General features: G+C 56.4%; 15 protein-coding genes and 1 tRNA gene. 9 read left to right on the forward strand and 7 right to left on the reverse strand.

What is annotated here, in order from left to right; genetic code table 11:
* Positions 1-132: 132 nt before the first annotated feature.
* Entirely contained in the window at positions 133-1,134 is a 1,002-nt protein-coding gene (gap, locus tag AC2FPW_RS03590; protein WP_267363431.1) for a type I glyceraldehyde-3-phosphate dehydrogenase, read from the forward strand.
* A 297-nt stretch (positions 1,135-1,431) separates the two neighbouring features.
* A complete protein-coding gene (gene gap / locus AC2FPW_RS03595) occupies positions 1,432-2,436 on the forward strand; it encodes a type I glyceraldehyde-3-phosphate dehydrogenase (RefSeq protein WP_496812571.1) in 1,005 nt (334 codons plus the stop codon).
* Here the strand turns inward: gap (AC2FPW_RS03595) and coaD are convergent.
* From coaD to AC2FPW_RS03610, 3 genes are all read right to left on the reverse strand, one after another.
* On the reverse strand, positions 2,428-2,919 hold the full coding sequence (gene coaD / locus AC2FPW_RS03600) for a pantetheine-phosphate adenylyltransferase (RefSeq protein WP_209596116.1): 492 nt from the start codon (positions 2,917-2,919) through the stop codon (positions 2,428-2,430). The two genes, gap (AC2FPW_RS03595) and coaD, sit on opposite strands and share 9 nt — an antisense overlap.
* An 85-nt stretch (positions 2,920-3,004) precedes the next feature.
* Positions 3,005-3,442 carry a CBS domain-containing protein gene (locus AC2FPW_RS03605; RefSeq protein WP_267363439.1) on the reverse strand — a complete coding sequence of 146 codons (438 nt, stop codon included), beginning with the start codon at positions 3,440-3,442 and terminating at the stop codon, positions 3,005-3,007.
* 60 nt (positions 3,443-3,502) lie between these two features.
* Positions 3,503-4,384, reverse strand: a complete 882-nt coding sequence (locus tag AC2FPW_RS03610) for a LysR family transcriptional regulator (RefSeq protein WP_496812587.1) — start codon at positions 4,382-4,384, stop codon at positions 3,503-3,505.
* A 125-nt stretch (positions 4,385-4,509) separates the two neighbouring features.
* Between AC2FPW_RS03610 and AC2FPW_RS03615 the strand changes: the two genes are divergently transcribed.
* Together AC2FPW_RS03615 and AC2FPW_RS03620 are read left to right on the forward strand one after the other, a co-directional pair.
* Positions 4,510-6,009, forward strand: coding sequence for a CoA-acylating methylmalonate-semialdehyde dehydrogenase (locus AC2FPW_RS03615; RefSeq protein ID WP_496812572.1), 1,500 nt, complete (start codon positions 4,510-4,512; stop codon positions 6,007-6,009).
* A gap of 239 nt (positions 6,010-6,248) precedes the next feature.
* Positions 6,249-6,794, forward strand: coding sequence for a L,D-transpeptidase (locus tag AC2FPW_RS03620; RefSeq protein WP_496812588.1), 546 nt, complete (start codon positions 6,249-6,251; stop codon positions 6,792-6,794).
* Between the two features lie 68 nt (positions 6,795-6,862).
* Here the strand turns inward: AC2FPW_RS03620 and AC2FPW_RS03625 are convergent, their stop codons facing one another.
* Both AC2FPW_RS03625 and AC2FPW_RS03630 read right to left on the reverse strand, forming a co-directional pair.
* Positions 6,863-7,339 carry a fasciclin domain-containing protein gene (locus tag AC2FPW_RS03625; RefSeq protein WP_480485754.1) on the reverse strand — a complete coding sequence of 159 codons (477 nt, stop codon included), beginning with the start codon at positions 7,337-7,339 and terminating at the stop codon, positions 6,863-6,865.
* A 71-nt stretch (positions 7,340-7,410) separates the two neighbouring features.
* Complete coding sequence (locus AC2FPW_RS03630; protein ID WP_496812573.1) at positions 7,411-8,262, reverse strand: class I SAM-dependent methyltransferase; 852 nt, start codon at positions 8,260-8,262, stop codon at positions 7,411-7,413.
* Between the two features lie 137 nt (positions 8,263-8,399).
* Between AC2FPW_RS03630 and AC2FPW_RS03635 the strand changes: the two genes are divergently transcribed.
* From AC2FPW_RS03635 to AC2FPW_RS03655, 5 genes are all read left to right on the forward strand, one after another.
* Positions 8,400-9,515 (forward strand): carboxylate-amine ligase, encoded by a 1,116-nt coding sequence (locus tag AC2FPW_RS03635; RefSeq protein WP_496812574.1) that lies wholly within the window; start codon positions 8,400-8,402, stop codon positions 9,513-9,515.
* A gap of 110 nt (positions 9,516-9,625) precedes the next feature.
* Entirely contained in the window at positions 9,626-10,768 is a 1,143-nt protein-coding gene (locus AC2FPW_RS03640; protein ID WP_496812575.1) for an acyl-CoA dehydrogenase family protein, read from the forward strand.
* Positions 10,769-10,775: 7 nt separating this feature from the next.
* Positions 10,776-11,816, forward strand: coding sequence for a 3-hydroxyisobutyryl-CoA hydrolase (locus AC2FPW_RS03645; protein ID WP_496812576.1), 1,041 nt, complete (start codon positions 10,776-10,778; stop codon positions 11,814-11,816).
* Positions 11,817-11,819: 3 nt separating this feature from the next.
* Positions 11,820-12,692, forward strand: a complete 873-nt coding sequence (mmsB, locus tag AC2FPW_RS03650; RefSeq protein WP_496812577.1) for a 3-hydroxyisobutyrate dehydrogenase — start codon at positions 11,820-11,822, stop codon at positions 12,690-12,692.
* Between the two features lie 108 nt (positions 12,693-12,800).
* Positions 12,801-13,124, forward strand: coding sequence for a hypothetical protein (locus tag AC2FPW_RS03655; RefSeq protein WP_480481119.1), 324 nt, complete (start codon positions 12,801-12,803; stop codon positions 13,122-13,124).
* Between the two features lie 16 nt (positions 13,125-13,140).
* On the opposite strand, the gene uvrA is transcribed toward AC2FPW_RS03655, so the two are convergent.
* Both uvrA and AC2FPW_RS03665 read right to left on the reverse strand, forming a co-directional pair.
* The gene (uvrA, locus tag AC2FPW_RS03660) at positions 13,141-15,999 is read right to left on the reverse strand and encodes an excinuclease ABC subunit UvrA (protein WP_496812578.1); all 2,859 of its coding nucleotides are present in this window, start codon (positions 15,997-15,999) and stop codon (positions 13,141-13,143) included.
* 177 nt (positions 16,000-16,176) lie between these two features.
* Positions 16,177-16,253 (reverse strand) — tRNA-Asp (locus AC2FPW_RS03665).

Consider the following 16,253-nt stretch of genomic DNA (forward strand, 5'->3'; position numbering starts at 1 on the left):
CGGCTAGCGCAAGCGTTAGCGCAACCGTCACAGGTTTGCGCTAACACCTTAAAAATATGCCGTTTTTGCCCTTTTGAGATTCCCATTTCGCCGCTATATGGCCCTCAACGCAAGCGCATCAGGAGACGTCACATGACCATCAAGGTCGGTATCAATGGTTTTGGCCGTATTGGCCGCTGCACCCTGTCGCACATCGCCGCGTCGGGGCGTAACGACATCGAAGTGATCAAAGTCAACGCAACCGGCCCATTGGAAACCTCTGCGCATCTGCTAAAATATGACAGCGTTCACGGGCGGTTCCCGCGCGAAGTTTCGATCGAAGGCAACACAATGGATCTGGGCCGTGGCCCGATGCAGATGTTTTCGACCTACGATATGAATGAACTGGACTGGGAGGGCTGTGACGTCGTTCTGGAGTGCACCGGTAAATTCAATGACGGCAACAAGGCCAAAACACATCTGGATCGCGGTGCGGGCAAGGTGCTGCTGTCCGCGCCCGGCAAGAACGTGAACAAGACCATCGTTTTTGGTGTGAACCACAACACCCTGACCGCGAACGACAACATGGTGTCGAACGGCTCCTGCACCACAAACTGCCTGGCCCCGCTGGCCAAGGTGCTGGACGAGGGCGTCGGCATTGAACACGGTATCATGACCACCATTCACGCCTATACCGGCGACCAGCCCACGCTGGACCGTCGTCACAGCGACCTCTATCGCGCCCGCGCTGCGGCGATGTCGATGATCCCGACCTCAACCGGTGCTGCCAAAGCTTTGGGTGAAGTTCTTCCAAACCTGAAAGGCCGTCTGGACGGGTCTGCCATCCGGGTCCCTACCCCGAACGTTTCAGCGGTTGACCTGACCTTCCGCGCGTCGCGTGACACCTCGGTGGCCGAGATCAACGCAATCGTCGAAGAAGCAGCCAAGGGCCCGATGCAGCGCGTTCTGGGATATGAGCCCGCACCGCTGGTATCAACCGATTTCAACCACACCGAAGAAAGCTCGATCTTCGCACCCGACCAGACCCGTGTCGTCGATGATCGCATGGTGCGCGTGCTGGCCTGGTATGACAACGAGTGGGGTTTCTCGGTTCGCATGGCAGACGTAGCCGTCGCCATGGGCCGCCTTAACTGACCCTTCGGACTTCGCTTGTACGTTGATGCCCGCTCAGGTTATCTGGGCGGGCATTTTCGTTCGGAACCGACATGAACAATCAAATCGCTATCTGGCTTGGCGTCCTATTGCTTGGGGGCATGATGCTGGACGTAGCCTTGTATGGAACCGAGCACATGTTGTTCCTCGGTAAGAAGCTATACGACTTTCTGGACTGGCTCGCTTTTTGGCGATGACAGAGGTTTTTCTTGACATTTCGCTTGATCTGTAATTGTTAGCGCTAACTCATATGGCTGAGATATTTGTACGGAGCGAACCATGACCCTGAAACTAGCGATCAACGGATTTGGACGGATCGGGCGCGGGGTTCTGCGCGCGGTGATGGAAAGCGGACGTACAGACGTTGAGATCGTCGCGATCAACGACTTGGGCAAGCCCGACATGAACGCGCATCTGTTCGAATTTGACAGTGTTCATGGCCGTTATCCCAACCCTGTCACGCTTACAGACGCCGGTCTGGATGTGGGCCGCGGCCCGATCCGCCTGAGCAGTGAGCGTAATCCCGAAGACCTGCCCTGGTCTGATATCGACGTTGTTCTGGAATGCACCGGGGTTTTCCGCACACGAGAAGCGGCTGAACGTCACTTCAAGAACGGATCACGGAAAGTCCTGATCTCAGCCCCTGCACGGGGTGACGGCGGTGTGAAAACCATCGTCTTTGGTGTCAACGATAGCGAAATAACCGCCGACGATCTGATCGTTTCGAACGCATCCTGCACCACGAATTGCCTTTCTCCGGTTGCCGCAGCGCTGGACGCTGGTCTTGGCATCAAACATGGCAACATGACCACCGTTCACGCCTATACCGCCAGCCAGCCTGTGCATGACACGGTTGGAAAAGACCCCTACCTGTCGCGCGCCGCAGCCCTGTCGATGATCCCCACCACAACCGGTGCAGCTGCCGCTGTGGGGCTGGTACTGCCGCAACTCAGGGGCAAATTGACGGGTCAGGCCATCCGGGTACCCACCCCGAACGTTTCGGTCGTTGATCTGGTTGCCGAGGTTTCGCGCCCAACGACCGAAGATGAGGTCAATCAACTGTTCATTGATGCCGCGGCAAAAATCCCCGGTGTTCTGGCCGCGGAAAGCCGTCCACTGGTCTCGGTCGATTTCAACCACGACTCGCACAGCTCGACGGTGTCACTGGCAGAAACCAAAGTCACCGACGGTACGCTGGTTCGCGTGTTGGCCTGGTATGACAACGAATGGGGTTTTTCGAACCGGATGCTGGATACGGCCGCCGCGATGGGTGCCCTAGCCTAACCGCTCACGCAGTGCGGCATTGACACGGGGCGTGACGAATTTCGACACGTCTCCGTTCAAGCGGGCAATTTCTTTCACCAGTTTTGAAGCAATCGCCTGATGGCGTGCCTCGGCCATCAAAAAGACAGTCTCGATCGAGTCGTCCAGTGCGCGGTTCATACCAACCATCTGGAACTCATACTCAAAATCCGCGACAGCGCGCAAACCGCGGACGATGATCTGCGCACCGACATCCCTTGCGCAATCGATCAATAGATTTTCGAAGGGATGAGCGATAATTTCAGTACCGGTTTGTTCGGTCAGTTCGGCGCATTCGGCCTCGATCATCGCGACGCGCTCTTCCAGCGAGAACAACGGGCCTTTGTCCCGGTTGATAGCGACGCCAATGACCAGTTTATCCACCAATGCAGCCGCCCGGCGAATGATATCGATGTGCCCTATGGTGATAGGGTCAAAGGTTCCCGGATACAAACCAACCCGCATCACGCCCTCCTGCGCAATAAAATTTCTGCGCAAGCAAACACAACTTTGCTGCAGGTGCAAGTGATTGCTTTGGCACCCCTTGCTGTTAGTGCCCCATTATCATGCCTTCCAGGGCGTCCTTTTCCATCGCCAGTTCGGCCAGCTGGGCCTTTACCACGTCACCAAGTGTGACGATGCCGATCAGTTTACCGTCTTCGACAACCGGCATATGGCGAAAGCGCCCTTCTGTCATGCGGGCCATGATATCCTGAACAGAGGCCTGACGCGTCGTCGTGATCAGGTCCTGCGTCATGTAGGATTTTACAGGCTGGTCGAGACAGCCACTACCGCTGGCGGCAAGCTCGCGGACGATGTCGCGTTCTGACAGAATTCCAATCGCGGTTTCTCCGCCATCGTCAGAAACAACAACCGTCCCGATCCGCTTTTCCGCAAGAATCTTCGAGGCTTCTGAAACTGTCGCCATTGGCGCCACCGTTACAACGCCGTCTGTCGCTTTGGACGTCAGGATAGCCTGTACCAACATGAAGAATTCCTCCGGAATAATAACACTTATTCCAAAGCGTTGCGCGATTGTGGCGACCTGTCAAGCACCGGCATCTGCTTCCAATCGAAGCACTTCCTCGCGAATGCCGCGCGTCAGGGCATCGGCAAAGCGGTTCAACCGTTCGTTGCGCTGATCTCCTTCATGCCGAACCAGATAGAAACTGCGCGTCAGACTCACTTGATCCGTCAGGATTTTCCGAAGCCCCGGATGGAACGGCAACGTAAAGTCATGTGCCACGCAAACGCCAGTTCCCAAACTGACCTGCCGCAATTGCACCGAGACCGAGTTCGATGCAAGCGCGACACGGTCAACCCCAATATCGTTCAGGTAATCCAGTTCGCGGTCAAAGATCATGTCGGGAATGTAACCGATCAACCGGTGCCCCTTGAGGTCAGCGACCGAGTGGATTGGTTCGTGACGTTTCAAATATTCATCGGTCGCGACCAAATGCAGTTTGTAATCACTGACTTTCTTGACCAAAAGCTGCCCTGCGGTTGGCGCGCTGACGGTCACGGCCATATCGGCCTCGCGACGGGACAGGTTGATCACCCTCGGCAGAGCCAGAATCTGAATATCCAGTTCCGGGTTTGAATCACTGATCCTGGCGCAGACCTGGGGCAACAGGTAATTTGCGCTGCCATCTGGCGCGCCGATCCGGATTTGCCCGCTGAGTGATTTCGTGGATCCGGCCACGGCTCCGGCCGCTGCGCGCATCGCTTCTTCTGCATGCAATCCATGTTCCAACAGGCGCTGCCCTGCCGGTGTCAGGACATATCCCTGCTGCGACTTTGTGAACAACGCAGAATCCAGCGTCGTTTCCAATCGCGCAACACGTCGCCCCACGGTGGCGGGATCGATTTTCAGGATACGACCAGTGGAGGAAAGACTTTCCTCGCGCGCCACGGCCAGAAAGATCCGCATATCGTCCCAGTTTGGAGTCACACCGTTTCCTTTTGCATTTTTGCAAAACTCTTTTGAGACATTGCCTCTGTTCGCGGGATTTCTGCAAGCCTATTGTGCGCACAAATCTATCGGAGGAGTTATTGATGCAAGATCTGACCCATTTCCTGAACGGCGAAATGGTCGCCGGTACATCCGGTCGTTTCGACAACGTCTACAACCCGGCTACGGGCGAGGTTCAATACAAGTGCCCGATGGCAAGTGCTGCGGAAACCACGGCGGCCATTGAGGCCGCAGCCGCTGCCCAGCCGGAGTGGGGCGCGACCAACCCTCAGAAACGTGCACGTGTCATGATGGCAATGGTCGGCCTGATGAACCGCGACATGGACAAACTGGCCGAGGCACTAAGCCGCGAGCACGGCAAGACCATTCCCGATGCCAAGGGCGACTTGCAGCGTGGTCTGGAGGTGATCGAATACTGCATCGGTGCGCCTCAGATGCTGAAGGGTGAGTTCACCGACAGCGCAGGCCCCGGCATCGACATGTATTCCATGCGCCAACCGCTGGGTGTCGTGGGTTCGATCATGCCCTTTAACTTCCCTGCGATGATGCCCCTGTGGCATGTCGGTCCGGCACTGGCCTGCGGGAATGCCGTTGTTCTGAAACCGTCCGAGCGTGACCCCTCGGTTCCGCTGATGCTGGCCGAACTGTTTGTCGAAGCCGGTCTGCCCAAGGGTGTGTTCCAGGTCGTGAATGGTGATAAAGAGGCCGTTGATACGATCCTCGACAGCGAGATCATTCAGGGCGTCAGCTTTGTGGGGTCTACCCCGATCGCTCAGTATATCTACAGCCGTGCCACCGCAAACGGCAAACGCGCCCAGTGTTTTGGCGGTGCCAAGAACCACATGATCGTCATGCCCGACGCCGATCTGGATCAGGCCGCCGACGCGCTGGTCGGTGCCGGGTTTGGCGCAGCAGGCGAACGCTGCATGGCAATCTCTGTTGCGGTTCCGGTTGGTGAAGAAACCGCGGACAAGCTGATCGAAAAGCTGATACCGCGCGTCGAAAAGCTGAAAGTGGGCCCCTACACCGCTGGTGACGATGTCGACATGGGCCCTGTAGTAACCGCCGCCGCGAAAGAGCGTATCCTTGGTCTGATCAATTCGGGTGTCGAGCAAGGCGCTAAGCTGGTCGTCGATAACCGCGACTTCAGCCTGCAAGGTTATGAAGACGGTTTCTTCGTCGGCCCGCACCTGTTTGACCACGTCACTCCGGACATGGACATCTACAAACAGGAGATCTTTGGCCCGGTTCTGTCGACCGTCCGTGCAGGTTCCTACGAAGAGGCGATCGGCCTGGCGATGGACCACGAATACGGCAACGGCACAGCGATCTTTACCCGCGACGGTGACACAGCGCGCGATTATGCCAGCCGGATCAATATCGGCATGGTGGGTATCAACGTTCCGATCCCCGTTCCGCTGGCTTATCACACTTTTGGTGGTTGGAAAAAATCCATGTTTGGCGATCTGAACCAGCATGGCCCGGACAGCTTCAAGTTCTACACCCGCACCAAAACAGTAACCGCACGCTGGCCGTCGGGCATCAAGGAAGGTGGCGAGTTCAACTTCAAAGCCATGGACTGATTTCAGCCTGCATGACTATGGAACCCGGCCCTATTCAGGGCCGGGTTTTTGCATTTTTCCGCCGAGCAGCGTTCAAATCCTTCACGCTCACAAGAAATTCAGGTGCGTCACTCTGGAAAATTGCGACCAATGGAAATATCTTGCCGCCAAATACACAACGAGCAGTGAATTTACCGGAGGCACCCTTGTCCCACTCCCGAATAACCCGTCGTTCCGCCCTGCTGGGCGTTGCATCCCTGATGGCGACCCCCGCCCTTGTTCGGGCCCAAAGCACGGACGCGTTTCCGGAGACAGAAGACGCGATCAGCACACAGTTACCGGTACGGCGCAATGTATCGTCATTCGCGCAACAAAACTGGCAAGACCATTTTGATGAGCTGGGCGTTGGCTGCCTGTTGGCCGACATTACCAGCCGCGCGGTTCACTATTGGGCGCCGGATGGCACTTATAAGCTGTACCCCAGCTCTGTGCCCATGAGCGAAGAGCTTACAAAACGCGGCTACACAAAAGTTGTGCGCAAGACAGAGTTCCCAAGCTGGACGCCGACCGCCTCGATGCGCGAGCGTGACCCCAACCTTCCTATTCGGATGGAAGGTGGCGATCCAGGCAACCCGCTGGGAACCCGCGCCATGTATCTGGACTGGCCTGCTTATCTCGTCCACGGCACGCACGACACGCGCAAGATCGGTCGTCAGAGCTCGTCTGGCTGTATCGGCCTGTACAACCAACATGTCGAGGAACTGTATCCGCTCGTCCAGATTGGCACACAGGTTCGTTTGGTCTAATTTACCAGCTTAGAAAAGCAAAAGCCCCGGTCATACGCCAGGGCTTTGATTTTTTGAGGAGCAGAGCGTCATTCCGGCAGGATAACAGCGTCAACCACGTGGATCACGCCATTGCTGGCTTCGATATCTGCCTGTATGACCTTGGCGTCATTCACTTTGACGCCGTTTTTGGCATTCACGCTCAGCCGATCACCCTGTACAGTCAGAACCTTCGCGCGCTTGCCAGCTATGTCGCCGGACATCACCTTGGCTGGTACAACATGGTACGTAAGGATTGACACGAGTTGATCTTTGTTCTCCGGCAACAACAACGTTTCCACCGTGCCTTCGGGTAAAGCGGCAAACGCTTCGTCTGTTGGGGCAAAGACGGTGAATGGACCTTTTCCTTTCAGGGTATCTACCAAACCTGCAGCTTGAACTGCGGCAACCAACGTGTTGAACGATCCGGCCGCTACAGCGGTATCAACGATATCCGCAGCCTGCGCCTTGACCGGCATGGCAAATGCAAATGCGGCGGCGGCACCCATAAAAGTACGACGAAACATGGCTGTCTTCTCCTCTCCAGCTTGTTATGGAAAGGGGTACGGGGCTATCGTCACGCCGGATCAGTCTGAATTCATTTTTCTTTTAGCTGTACCCAGATGCTTTGAGCGCGCCCTTCAGCCAAAAAGGGGAAATTGGCGACGGCATCGGGTCGATCCTGTTGCAGGTAATATCCCGGCCAAAGCATTGAATATGCGCCAGATTGCAGCAAAGCGTGCAACATGTACTGCTCGCCCCAGCCCGGGCAGTCATAGAAGAACCGCTTGGGGTATTCGTAGGGCAGAAAAACATCGTGCACATGGATCACCACTCCGGGCTTCAGTGTCGGAATGATGCGGCAGAACAAGTGCGCGACGTCGTTGCTCATCCGAACAACATGGCTGGAGTCGATGAACAGAATGTCGCCGGCTTCCAGCTCTGAAAACAGCGCCGGGTCGGCGTCCTCCAGCCGTTTTTGTTCGAACCGATCAACAACTTGGGCGATGTCAGCGCGGGGATACGGATCAATTGCCGTAATGTTGGTGTCAAACCCGCCATCGATGACTGCCTGCCGGGTTACTCTGGTCGAGTTTCCGCATCCAACCTCAATCACCCGCCGGGGTTGAAAGCGTCGGATCATCAGATACAAGGCATCCGCGTCGGGGCTGTCGTAATAGCCGTTTCCAGAACGATAGCCGGTCTGATTGCGCTCAGGATCCTTCAGCGCGTCCAGCGCATGCTTATGCGCGGCGTATTCACTGACCAGTTGCGAAATATCAAACCCATCCATTCCCGGCGACAAAGCATAGACGGGGCGCGTCAGACCTCCGGCAGCCTCAAAAGCTTCCAGGCGTGTGCGCTCATCCTGTTCAGCGACCTTGTCGACCAGTTTCACACCCAGCTCATCCAGAGCGGCGTTGATCTGCGGGAATTTTCTGGGTTTCAAATCGCTGGCTCCGTGGTCTTTGCTGCGTTATTCCATACCTTTGCTGGTCGTTCCTCTGCAAGGACAAGCCGGGCAAACCCTTGGCAAAAAGAAAATTTCCGTATTCACTGATCAAAATAACTACCGCGAGGGCCGCCATGCAGCAGGAATTCACGATCGGGATCGAAGAAGAATACCTTCTTGTAGACCGCGACAGCCTCCAATTGTCCGAAGCTCCCGAAGCGCTGATGGAAGCCTGTCAGAATGATTTCGAAGGACAGGTCAGCCCCGAATTCCTGCAATGTCAGATAGAAGTCGGCACCCGCCCGCATGCAACCGTTGCTTCGGCGCGCGAGGACCTGAAACGCCTGCGCTCCTGTGTATCGGAACGGGCTGCGGAGTATAACCTGTCACCAATAGCCGTGTCGTGCCACCCATTTGCGAACTGGAAGGATCAGCACCACACCCGAAAGGAACGCTATGATTCGCTGCAACACGCGCTTGGGGGCGTGGCCCGCCGGATGTTGATCTGCGGCATGCATGTTCATGTCGGGATCGAAGACCGAGCCTTGCGTTCTGATCTGATGCCGCAATTGTCTTACTTCCTGCCGCATCTTCTGGCGTTGTCAACGTCGTCGCCTTTCTGGAACGGCGAAGATACGGGCCTGTCGTCGTACCGCCTGACCGTCTTTGACAATCTGCCACGTACCGGTCTGCCACCGGTCTTTGCAAGCTGGGGCGAATATGAACGCACCACGGGTATTTTGATTGAACTTGGGGTCATCGAAGATACCACTAAAATCTGGTGGGACCTGCGCCCCTCGCATCGCTTTCCAACACTTGAAACGCGGATTATGGATGTCCAGCCAAGGTTGGAACACACGCTTTCACTGGCCGCCCTTGTTCAGGCGTTGACCAGAATGTTGTGCCGCTTGAAAGATCGCAACTTGCGCTGGCGGCAATACGATCGCTTTCTGATAGGTGAAAACCGCTGGCGCGCGCAGCGATATGGTGTGGGCGAAGGATTGATCGATTTCGGCGATCGCTCGATAAAACCCATGTCCGACCTGATCGGTGATCTGATGGGATTGCTGGCCGAGGATGCCGAGGCACTGGGCACAATGTCGGAACTGGCCCGCCTGCGGCAGATCGCCGAAAACGGCACCTCGGCCACACGCCAGCGCCGCGTTCATGCCGAGGCTTCCGCGCGCGGGGAAGATCCCGGCAAGGCCGTCGTGCGCCACCTGATCGAAGAGTTCCACGCGGATCTTTAGACACTGGCGACAACAGCCCCCTGCCCAGAGCCATTGTTGAACCTGCAAAATTTCTGTAAGAATTCAGAAATAAACAACTGTTCAATTCATTGCCGATGGGAGGGAGCGCCATGGATTTCGCACTCAGCGAGGAACAAACAGCCATTTTCGACATGGCACATGCCTTTGGGCAGGAACATATCGCCCCTTTTGCCCGGAAATGGGAGGCTGATGGAACGATCCCCAAAACCTTGTGGCCCCAAATAGGAGAGCTTGGCTTCGGTGCCCTTTACGTGTCCGAGGCCAGCGGTGGGTCAAACCTGACCCGTCTGGATGCAACCCTGGTTTTTGAGGCCCTATCGATGGCCTGCCCGTCGGTCGCGGCGTTCCTGTCGATCCATAACATGTGCGCCAAGATGCTCGACAACTTTGCAGACGATGACCTAAAGGCGCGCATCATGCCCGATATTCTGAGCTTGAAAACTGTGTTGAGTTATTGCCTGACCGAGCCCGGTTCTGGATCGGATGCGGCAGCGCTGAAAACACGCGCCGAACGGACCAACGAAGGCTATACGCTGAACGGAACAAAGGCCTTCATTTCAGGCGGCGGATATTCCGATGCTTACGTCTGTATGGTGCGTACCGGCCAGGACGGGCCCAAAGGGATTTCGACCGTTTACGTTGAAGACGGCACGCCCGGCCTCAGCTTTGGCGCGCTCGAGCAGAAGATGGGCTGGAAAAGCCAACCCACCGCGCAAGTTCAGTTCGACGATTGCAAGATACCGGCCGGAAACCTTGTGGGCACGGAAGGTGACGGATTCAAATATGCGATGATGGGGTTGGATGGCGGACGGCTTAACATTTCTGCCTGCTCGCTTGGGGCCGCTCAGGCCGGGCTGGATATGACGCTGCAATACATGTCCGAACGAAAGGCTTTTGGCCAATCCATCGACCAGTTTCAGGCCCTTCAATTCCGTCTGGCGGATATGGAGATCGAATTGCAGGCCGCGCGGACGTTCCTTCGGCAGGCAGCCTGGAAGCTGGATCAGGGCGCGCCGGATGCCACGAAGTTCTGCGCCATGGCCAAGAAGTTCGTTACCGAGACCGGATCGAAAGTTGTGGACCAGTGCCTGCAATTGCATGGCGGTTATGGCTATCTTGCGGATTACGGCATCGAAAAGCTTGTGCGTGATCTTCGTGTGCACCAGATATTGGAAGGCACGAACGAGATCATGCGTGTGATTGTATCACGCCAATTGCTTGCCAATCGCTGAGGCGCCCATGTCAGATATCGATATCCGCACCACAGGCCGTGCCGGGCGTATCACCCTGACCCGTCCTCATGCGCTGAACGCTATGACCTATGACATGTGCATGGCTATCGACACAGCGCTGCGCAACTGGCGCGAGGACGATGAGATTGACCTGATCATCCTGGACGCCGAAGGGAAAAAGGCCTTCTGCGCGGGCGGTGATATTGCCGAACTTTATGAAACCGGCACCAAGGGTGATTTTTCTTACGGTCAGAAATTCTGGCGTGACGAATACCGTCTGAATGCCCTGATCTTCGAATATCCTAAACCGGTCATCAGCTTTCTTCAGGGGTTCGCGATGGGCGGCGGTGTTGGCATCGGATGCCATGGCAGCCATCGCGTTGTGGGAGAAAGCGCAAAGATTGCCATGCCAGAATGCTCCATCGGACTGGTGCCGGATGTCGGCGGCTCGTTGATGCTGGCCCTTGCACCTGGACGCGCGGGTGAGTTTCTGGGAACAACGGGCTATCGGATGGGGCCTGCGGATGCGATCTATGCAGGGTTTGCCGACCTTTTCATCCCGCAATCACAATGGTCCGATCTGATAGAGTTGCTCGAAGCCTCTGGAAACGCTGAGCTGTTGGCTGACCACGCCGATACACCGACTGATGGTGAATTGGTGAACTTGCAGGCCCAAATCGATCAGCATTTTTCCGGTGAAACCCTTGGCGACATTCTGAACAGTCTGCGCAGCGACGACAGTGAGTTTTCGGCGAAAACTCTGGACATGCTGAGGAAAAACGCGCCGCTTTCCGTGGCTTGCACAATCGAGGTTCTTCATCGCCTGCGCTCCCCTTCTCTGACCATACGCCGAGCTCTGGAGATGGAGTATCGTTTCACCCACCGCGCGATGGAGCATGGCGATTTTCTGGAAGGCATCCGTGCGCAGATCATCGACAAGGATCGCAATCCGAACTGGCAGTTTCCTGACATGAACGTCCCTCTGGTGGCCGTGTCGAAAATGCTGCAGCCACTGGGTGCGGACGCCCTGACTTTCGAAGAGGATTAAGAGATGCAAATCGGTTTCATCGGACTGGGAAACATGGGCGCGCCAATGGCGGCCAATCTTGCAAAAGCCGGTCATCAGGTTATTGGCTTTGACACAGCAGGCGTGACGGTTGAAGGGGTAACTCAGGCCGCAACCGCTTCGGAAGCTGTTGCAACGGCCGATGCTGTCATCACGATGCTGCCAAACGGTGCGATTCTGAGGGCCGTTGCCGATCAGATCATTCCCGCAATGGCACAAGGTGCTGTGCTGATCGATTGCTCGACAGTTGATGTGGAAAGCGCTCGTGCAGTTGCCGATCAGGCCATCAACGCCGGACTGTTGTCCGTAGACGCGCCGGTTTCAGGCGGCATCGGTGGTGCTGCGGCTGGCACGCTGACCTTCATGGCTGGCGGATCAGAGGTCGCGTTTTCCAAGGCATCCCCTCTGTTCGACATCATGGGGCAGAAAGCTGTTCACTGTGGTGAGGCCGGTTCCGGTCAGGCTGCCAAGATCTGCAATAACATGATCCTTGGTGTGACCATGATTGCAACCTGTGAAGCCTTCGCATTGGCCGACAAGCTGGGTCTGGACCGGCAAAAGATGTTTGACGTGGTAAGTACGTCGTCTGGATACAGCTGGACGATGAACGCCTATTGCCCTGCCCCCGGTGTCGGCCCGCAAAGCCCTGCGGACAATGGGTACGCCCCCGGTTTCGCAGCCGAGCTGATGCTGAAGGACCTGCGCCTCAGCCAGCAGGCGGCAGAGAGTGCAGATGCAGATACGCCAATGGGTCAGGTGGCCGCCGCGCTTTATGAGCAATTTGTCGAGAATGAAGATGGCAAGGGACGCGATTTCAGTGCCATGCTGCCACGGTTCGAAAAGCGCGGGCGTGACTAAGACAACTGGCGGCATCTTGCCCAACGATTTGACAGATGTTGGGCAAGCGACCATCTAGGCAGTCATGAACAAAAGGCCCCGGCTGGCCAAATCGCAAAGGAAGGCGACATGACGAGATTTTTGGTGACGACGGCAACTCTGGCGGCTTTGGCCCTTTCCCCGATTGCCGCGGGTGCAAAGAACAAGGCCGGGCATTGCCCTCCGGGTCTGGCCAAGAAATCCGTTCCCTGTGTGCCGCCGGGTCAGGCAAAGAAAATCTATCGCGATGGTGACTTCATTACCAACGATTACCGCTGGATCAATGACCCCTATCGCTATGGGTTGAACCGAAACTACTCATATGTCCGTGCAGGTGACTACGTGTACCGGGTCGACCCCGAGACACGCAAAGTATTGAACCTGATTGGTGCGATCGCAGATATCCTGAACTGAGGCCGCGTCTGGGCACTTATTCTGCCGCGACGCGCGCCCCTTTCAGCATCGGCTTCAGGTATCGCCCGGTGTGGCTGCGTTCAACATCGGCTATGTCTTCCGGTGTTCCGGTGGCGACGATTTCGCCACCGCCATCACCACCTTCAGGCCCAATGTCGATGATATGATCCGCGGTTTTAACCACGTCCAGATTATGTTCAATCACCACGACCGTATTTCCTTGATCGACAAGTTCGTGCAGCACTTCCAACAGCTTGCGCACATCTTCGAAATGCAGACCTGTTGTCGGTTCGTCGAGAATATAGAGCGTTCGTCCGGTTGAACGCTTCGACAGCTCTTTGGACAGCTTTACCCGCTGCGCCTCGCCACCTGACAACGTCGTGGCTTGTTGACCCACCTTGATATAGCCAAGACCCACACGCGCAAGGGCGTCCATCTTGTCCCGGATTGAGGGCACGGCCTTGAAGAACTCCTGCGCATCTTCCACTGTCATATCAAGCACATCCGCGATGGATTTGCCCTTGAACTTGATCTCAAGCGTCTCGCGGTTATACCGCGCCCCCTTGCAAGTTTCGCAAGTCACGTAGACGTCAGGCAGAAAGTGCATCTCGATCTTGATGACACCGTCACCCTGACATGCCTCACACCGCCCGCCTTTGACGTTAAAGCTGAAGCGACCGGGTTTGTACCCGCGTGCCTTAGCCTCAGGCAGGCCGGCAAACCAATCTCGGATCGGGGTGAAGGCCCCGGTGTAAGTCGCCGGGTTTGAACGCGGCGTTCGCCCAATGGGGCGCTGGTCGATGTCGATGACCTTATCGAGGTGTTCCAGCCCCTTGATGGTTTCACAGGGTGCTGGTGTCTGACGCGCCCCGTTCAGCCGCATTGACGCGGTTTTGAACAATGTCTCGATCGTGAGGGTGGATTTACCCCCGCCCGACACACCGGTGACACAAACGAATTTGCCCAAGGGGAAGTCGGCTGTGACATTCTTCAAGTTGTTGCCCGTGGCTTTGACCACCGTGACTTTCTGCTTTTTGCCTTTACGGCGCTGCACCGGAACCGCGATTTCACGCGTTCCCGCAAGGTACTGCCCGGTAATAGAGGCCGCATCTGCCGCGATTTCCGCAGGCGTTCCGTGACTGACCACCTGCCCGCCATGTACGCCTGCCCCCGGACCGATGTCGAAAACATAGTCAGCTTCACGGATGGCTTCCTCGTCATGTTCTACAACGATCACCGTATTGCCCTGATCCCTCAGGTTCTTGAGCGTATCCAGAAGCCTGTCATTGTCACGCTGATGCAGTCCGATCGAGGGCTCATCCAGCACATAGAGAACCCCGGTCAGCCCCGAGCCGATCTGACTGGCCAGACGAATACGCTGGCTTTCGCCACCCGATAGTGTTCCGCTTGAACGGGACAGCGTAAGGTATTCCAAACCAACGTTATTCAGGAAACCAAGTCGCTCGCGAATTTCCTTGAGGATGGCGCGGGCAATTTCGTTTTTCTGGGCGCTCAGGTGGTTGGGCGCATCTTCGATCCACGCCAAAGCCTCACGGATCGACATCTGAACCACCTGTCCCACGTGCAGCCCGGCGATCTTGACCGCCAGCGCTTCGGCCCGCAGCCTGTAGCCTTCGCAGGCGCCGCAGGGGCGATTGTTTTGATATCGTTCAAATTCCTCACGAATCCACGCGCTGTCAGTTTCGCGGTACCGCCGTTCCATATTCGGGATCACGCCTTCAAAACTGCGGGTCACTTGATAGACGCGCCCGCCTTCGTCGTACCGGAACTGAATTTCATCATCCCCGGACCCACGCAGAAAGACCTCCTGCACATTTTTAGGCAGGTCCTTCCAGGGCGTGTTCTTGTCAAACTCGTAATGGCGCGCGATGGCCTCGATGGTTTGCAGGAAATACGGAGATTTGCCCTTGCGCCATGGGGCCAAAGCACCATCGTAGAGTTTCAGCGTCTGGTCCGGCACCACCAAGCGTTCATCGAAAAACAACTCGACCCCAAGACCGTCACAATCCGGGCAGGCACCGAACGGCGCGTTGAACGAAAACAGGCGTGGTTCGATTTCGGGAATGGTGAAACCGCTGACCGGGCAGGCAAAATTCTCGCTGAATGTGATGCGTTCCGGATCACCTTCACGCGGGGCAGTTTCCAAAATGGCAATCCCGTCCGCCAAGTCCAGAGCGGTGCGCAGGCTGTCGGCCAGGCGCGTTTCCATTCCTTCCCGTACAACCAGTCTATCAACAACCACATCGATATCGTGACGGAATTTCTTATCCAATACAGGCGGTTGATCCAGTTCGTAGAACTCTCCGTCCACCTTGACGCGTTGGAAACCCTGTTTGCGCAGCTCCAGGAATTCTTTTTTGTACTCACCCTTCCGGTCGCGCACGATGGGGGCCAGAAGATAGCCGCGTGTGCCGTCTTCCATTGCCATGATCCGGTCGACCATGTCCTGCACTTGCTGCGCCTCAATCGGCTGCCCGGTGGCCGGGCTGTAGGGCGTTCCGGCGCGCGCAAACAACAGACGCAGATAGTCATAGATTTCGGTTACCGTGCCCACAGTTGAACGCGGGTTCTTGGACGTCGTCTTTTGTTCAATCGAAATTGCCGGAGACAGGCCGCTGATATGGTCGACATCCGGCTTTTCCATCATATCCAGGAATTGCCGGGCATAGGCCGAAAGGCTTTCGACATACCGGCGCTGGCCTTCGGCATAGATGGTATCAAACGCTAATGAGGACTTCCCCGAACCCGACAGTCCGGTGATGACCACCAACTGATCCCGAGGGATATCAACGTCTATACCTTTGAGGTTATGTTCGCGCGCGCCGCGCACCTCGATATTCTTCAGCTCAGCCATATGCGGCCCCCAACAAACAAGTGGTTAAGAGATAGGCGAGCCAGACCAAGACTCCAACAGAAAAGTTAGAACATTTAGTGAACAGTCGAAATTTCGCCGATTAGAACCTGCAATGATCAATGGATTGGAAAAAGGTGCCCGTAAAGGCGCAACCGTTGATCTGCTTGAGGATGAAAATGGCGCGGTTGACGGGGCTCGAACCCGCGACCCCCGGCGTGACAGGCCGGTACTCTAACCAACTGAGCTACAACCGC

The organism is Ruegeria sp. SATB027, assembly GCF_059613825.1.

What these genes read in the sequence shown, in the direction of transcription:
- gap (WP_267363431.1), top strand. Translation starts at nt 133, where the DNA reads ATGACCATCAAGGTCGGTATCAATGGTTTTGGCCGTATTGGCCGCTGC.
- AC2FPW_RS03635 (WP_496812574.1), top strand. Translation starts at nt 8,400, where the DNA reads ATGCAGCAGGAATTCACGATCGGGATCGAAGAAGAATACCTTCTTGTA.
- AC2FPW_RS03610 (WP_496812587.1), bottom strand. Translation starts at nt 4,384, where the DNA reads ATGCGGATCTTTCTGGCCGTGGCGCGCGAGGAAAGTCTTTCCTCCACT.
- AC2FPW_RS03655 (WP_480481119.1), top strand. Translation starts at nt 12,801, where the DNA reads ATGACGAGATTTTTGGTGACGACGGCAACTCTGGCGGCTTTGGCCCTT.
- AC2FPW_RS03615 (WP_496812572.1), top strand. Translation starts at nt 4,510, where the DNA reads ATGCAAGATCTGACCCATTTCCTGAACGGCGAAATGGTCGCCGGTACA.
- AC2FPW_RS03620 (WP_496812588.1), top strand. Translation starts at nt 6,249, where the DNA reads ATGGCGACCCCCGCCCTTGTTCGGGCCCAAAGCACGGACGCGTTTCCG.
- AC2FPW_RS03645 (WP_496812576.1), top strand. Translation starts at nt 10,776, where the DNA reads ATGTCAGATATCGATATCCGCACCACAGGCCGTGCCGGGCGTATCACC.
- gap (WP_496812571.1), top strand. Translation starts at nt 1,432, where the DNA reads ATGACCCTGAAACTAGCGATCAACGGATTTGGACGGATCGGGCGCGGG.
- mmsB (WP_496812577.1), top strand. Translation starts at nt 11,820, where the DNA reads ATGCAAATCGGTTTCATCGGACTGGGAAACATGGGCGCGCCAATGGCG.
- AC2FPW_RS03625 (WP_480485754.1), bottom strand. Translation starts at nt 7,339, where the DNA reads ATGTTTCGTCGTACTTTTATGGGTGCCGCCGCCGCATTTGCATTTGCC.
- uvrA (WP_496812578.1), bottom strand. Translation starts at nt 15,999, where the DNA reads ATGGCTGAGCTGAAGAATATCGAGGTGCGCGGCGCGCGCGAACATAAC.
- AC2FPW_RS03605 (WP_267363439.1), bottom strand. Translation starts at nt 3,442, where the DNA reads ATGTTGGTACAGGCTATCCTGACGTCCAAAGCGACAGACGGCGTTGTA.
- coaD (WP_209596116.1), bottom strand. Translation starts at nt 2,919, where the DNA reads ATGCGGGTTGGTTTGTATCCGGGAACCTTTGACCCTATCACCATAGGG.
- AC2FPW_RS03640 (WP_496812575.1), top strand. Translation starts at nt 9,626, where the DNA reads ATGGATTTCGCACTCAGCGAGGAACAAACAGCCATTTTCGACATGGCA.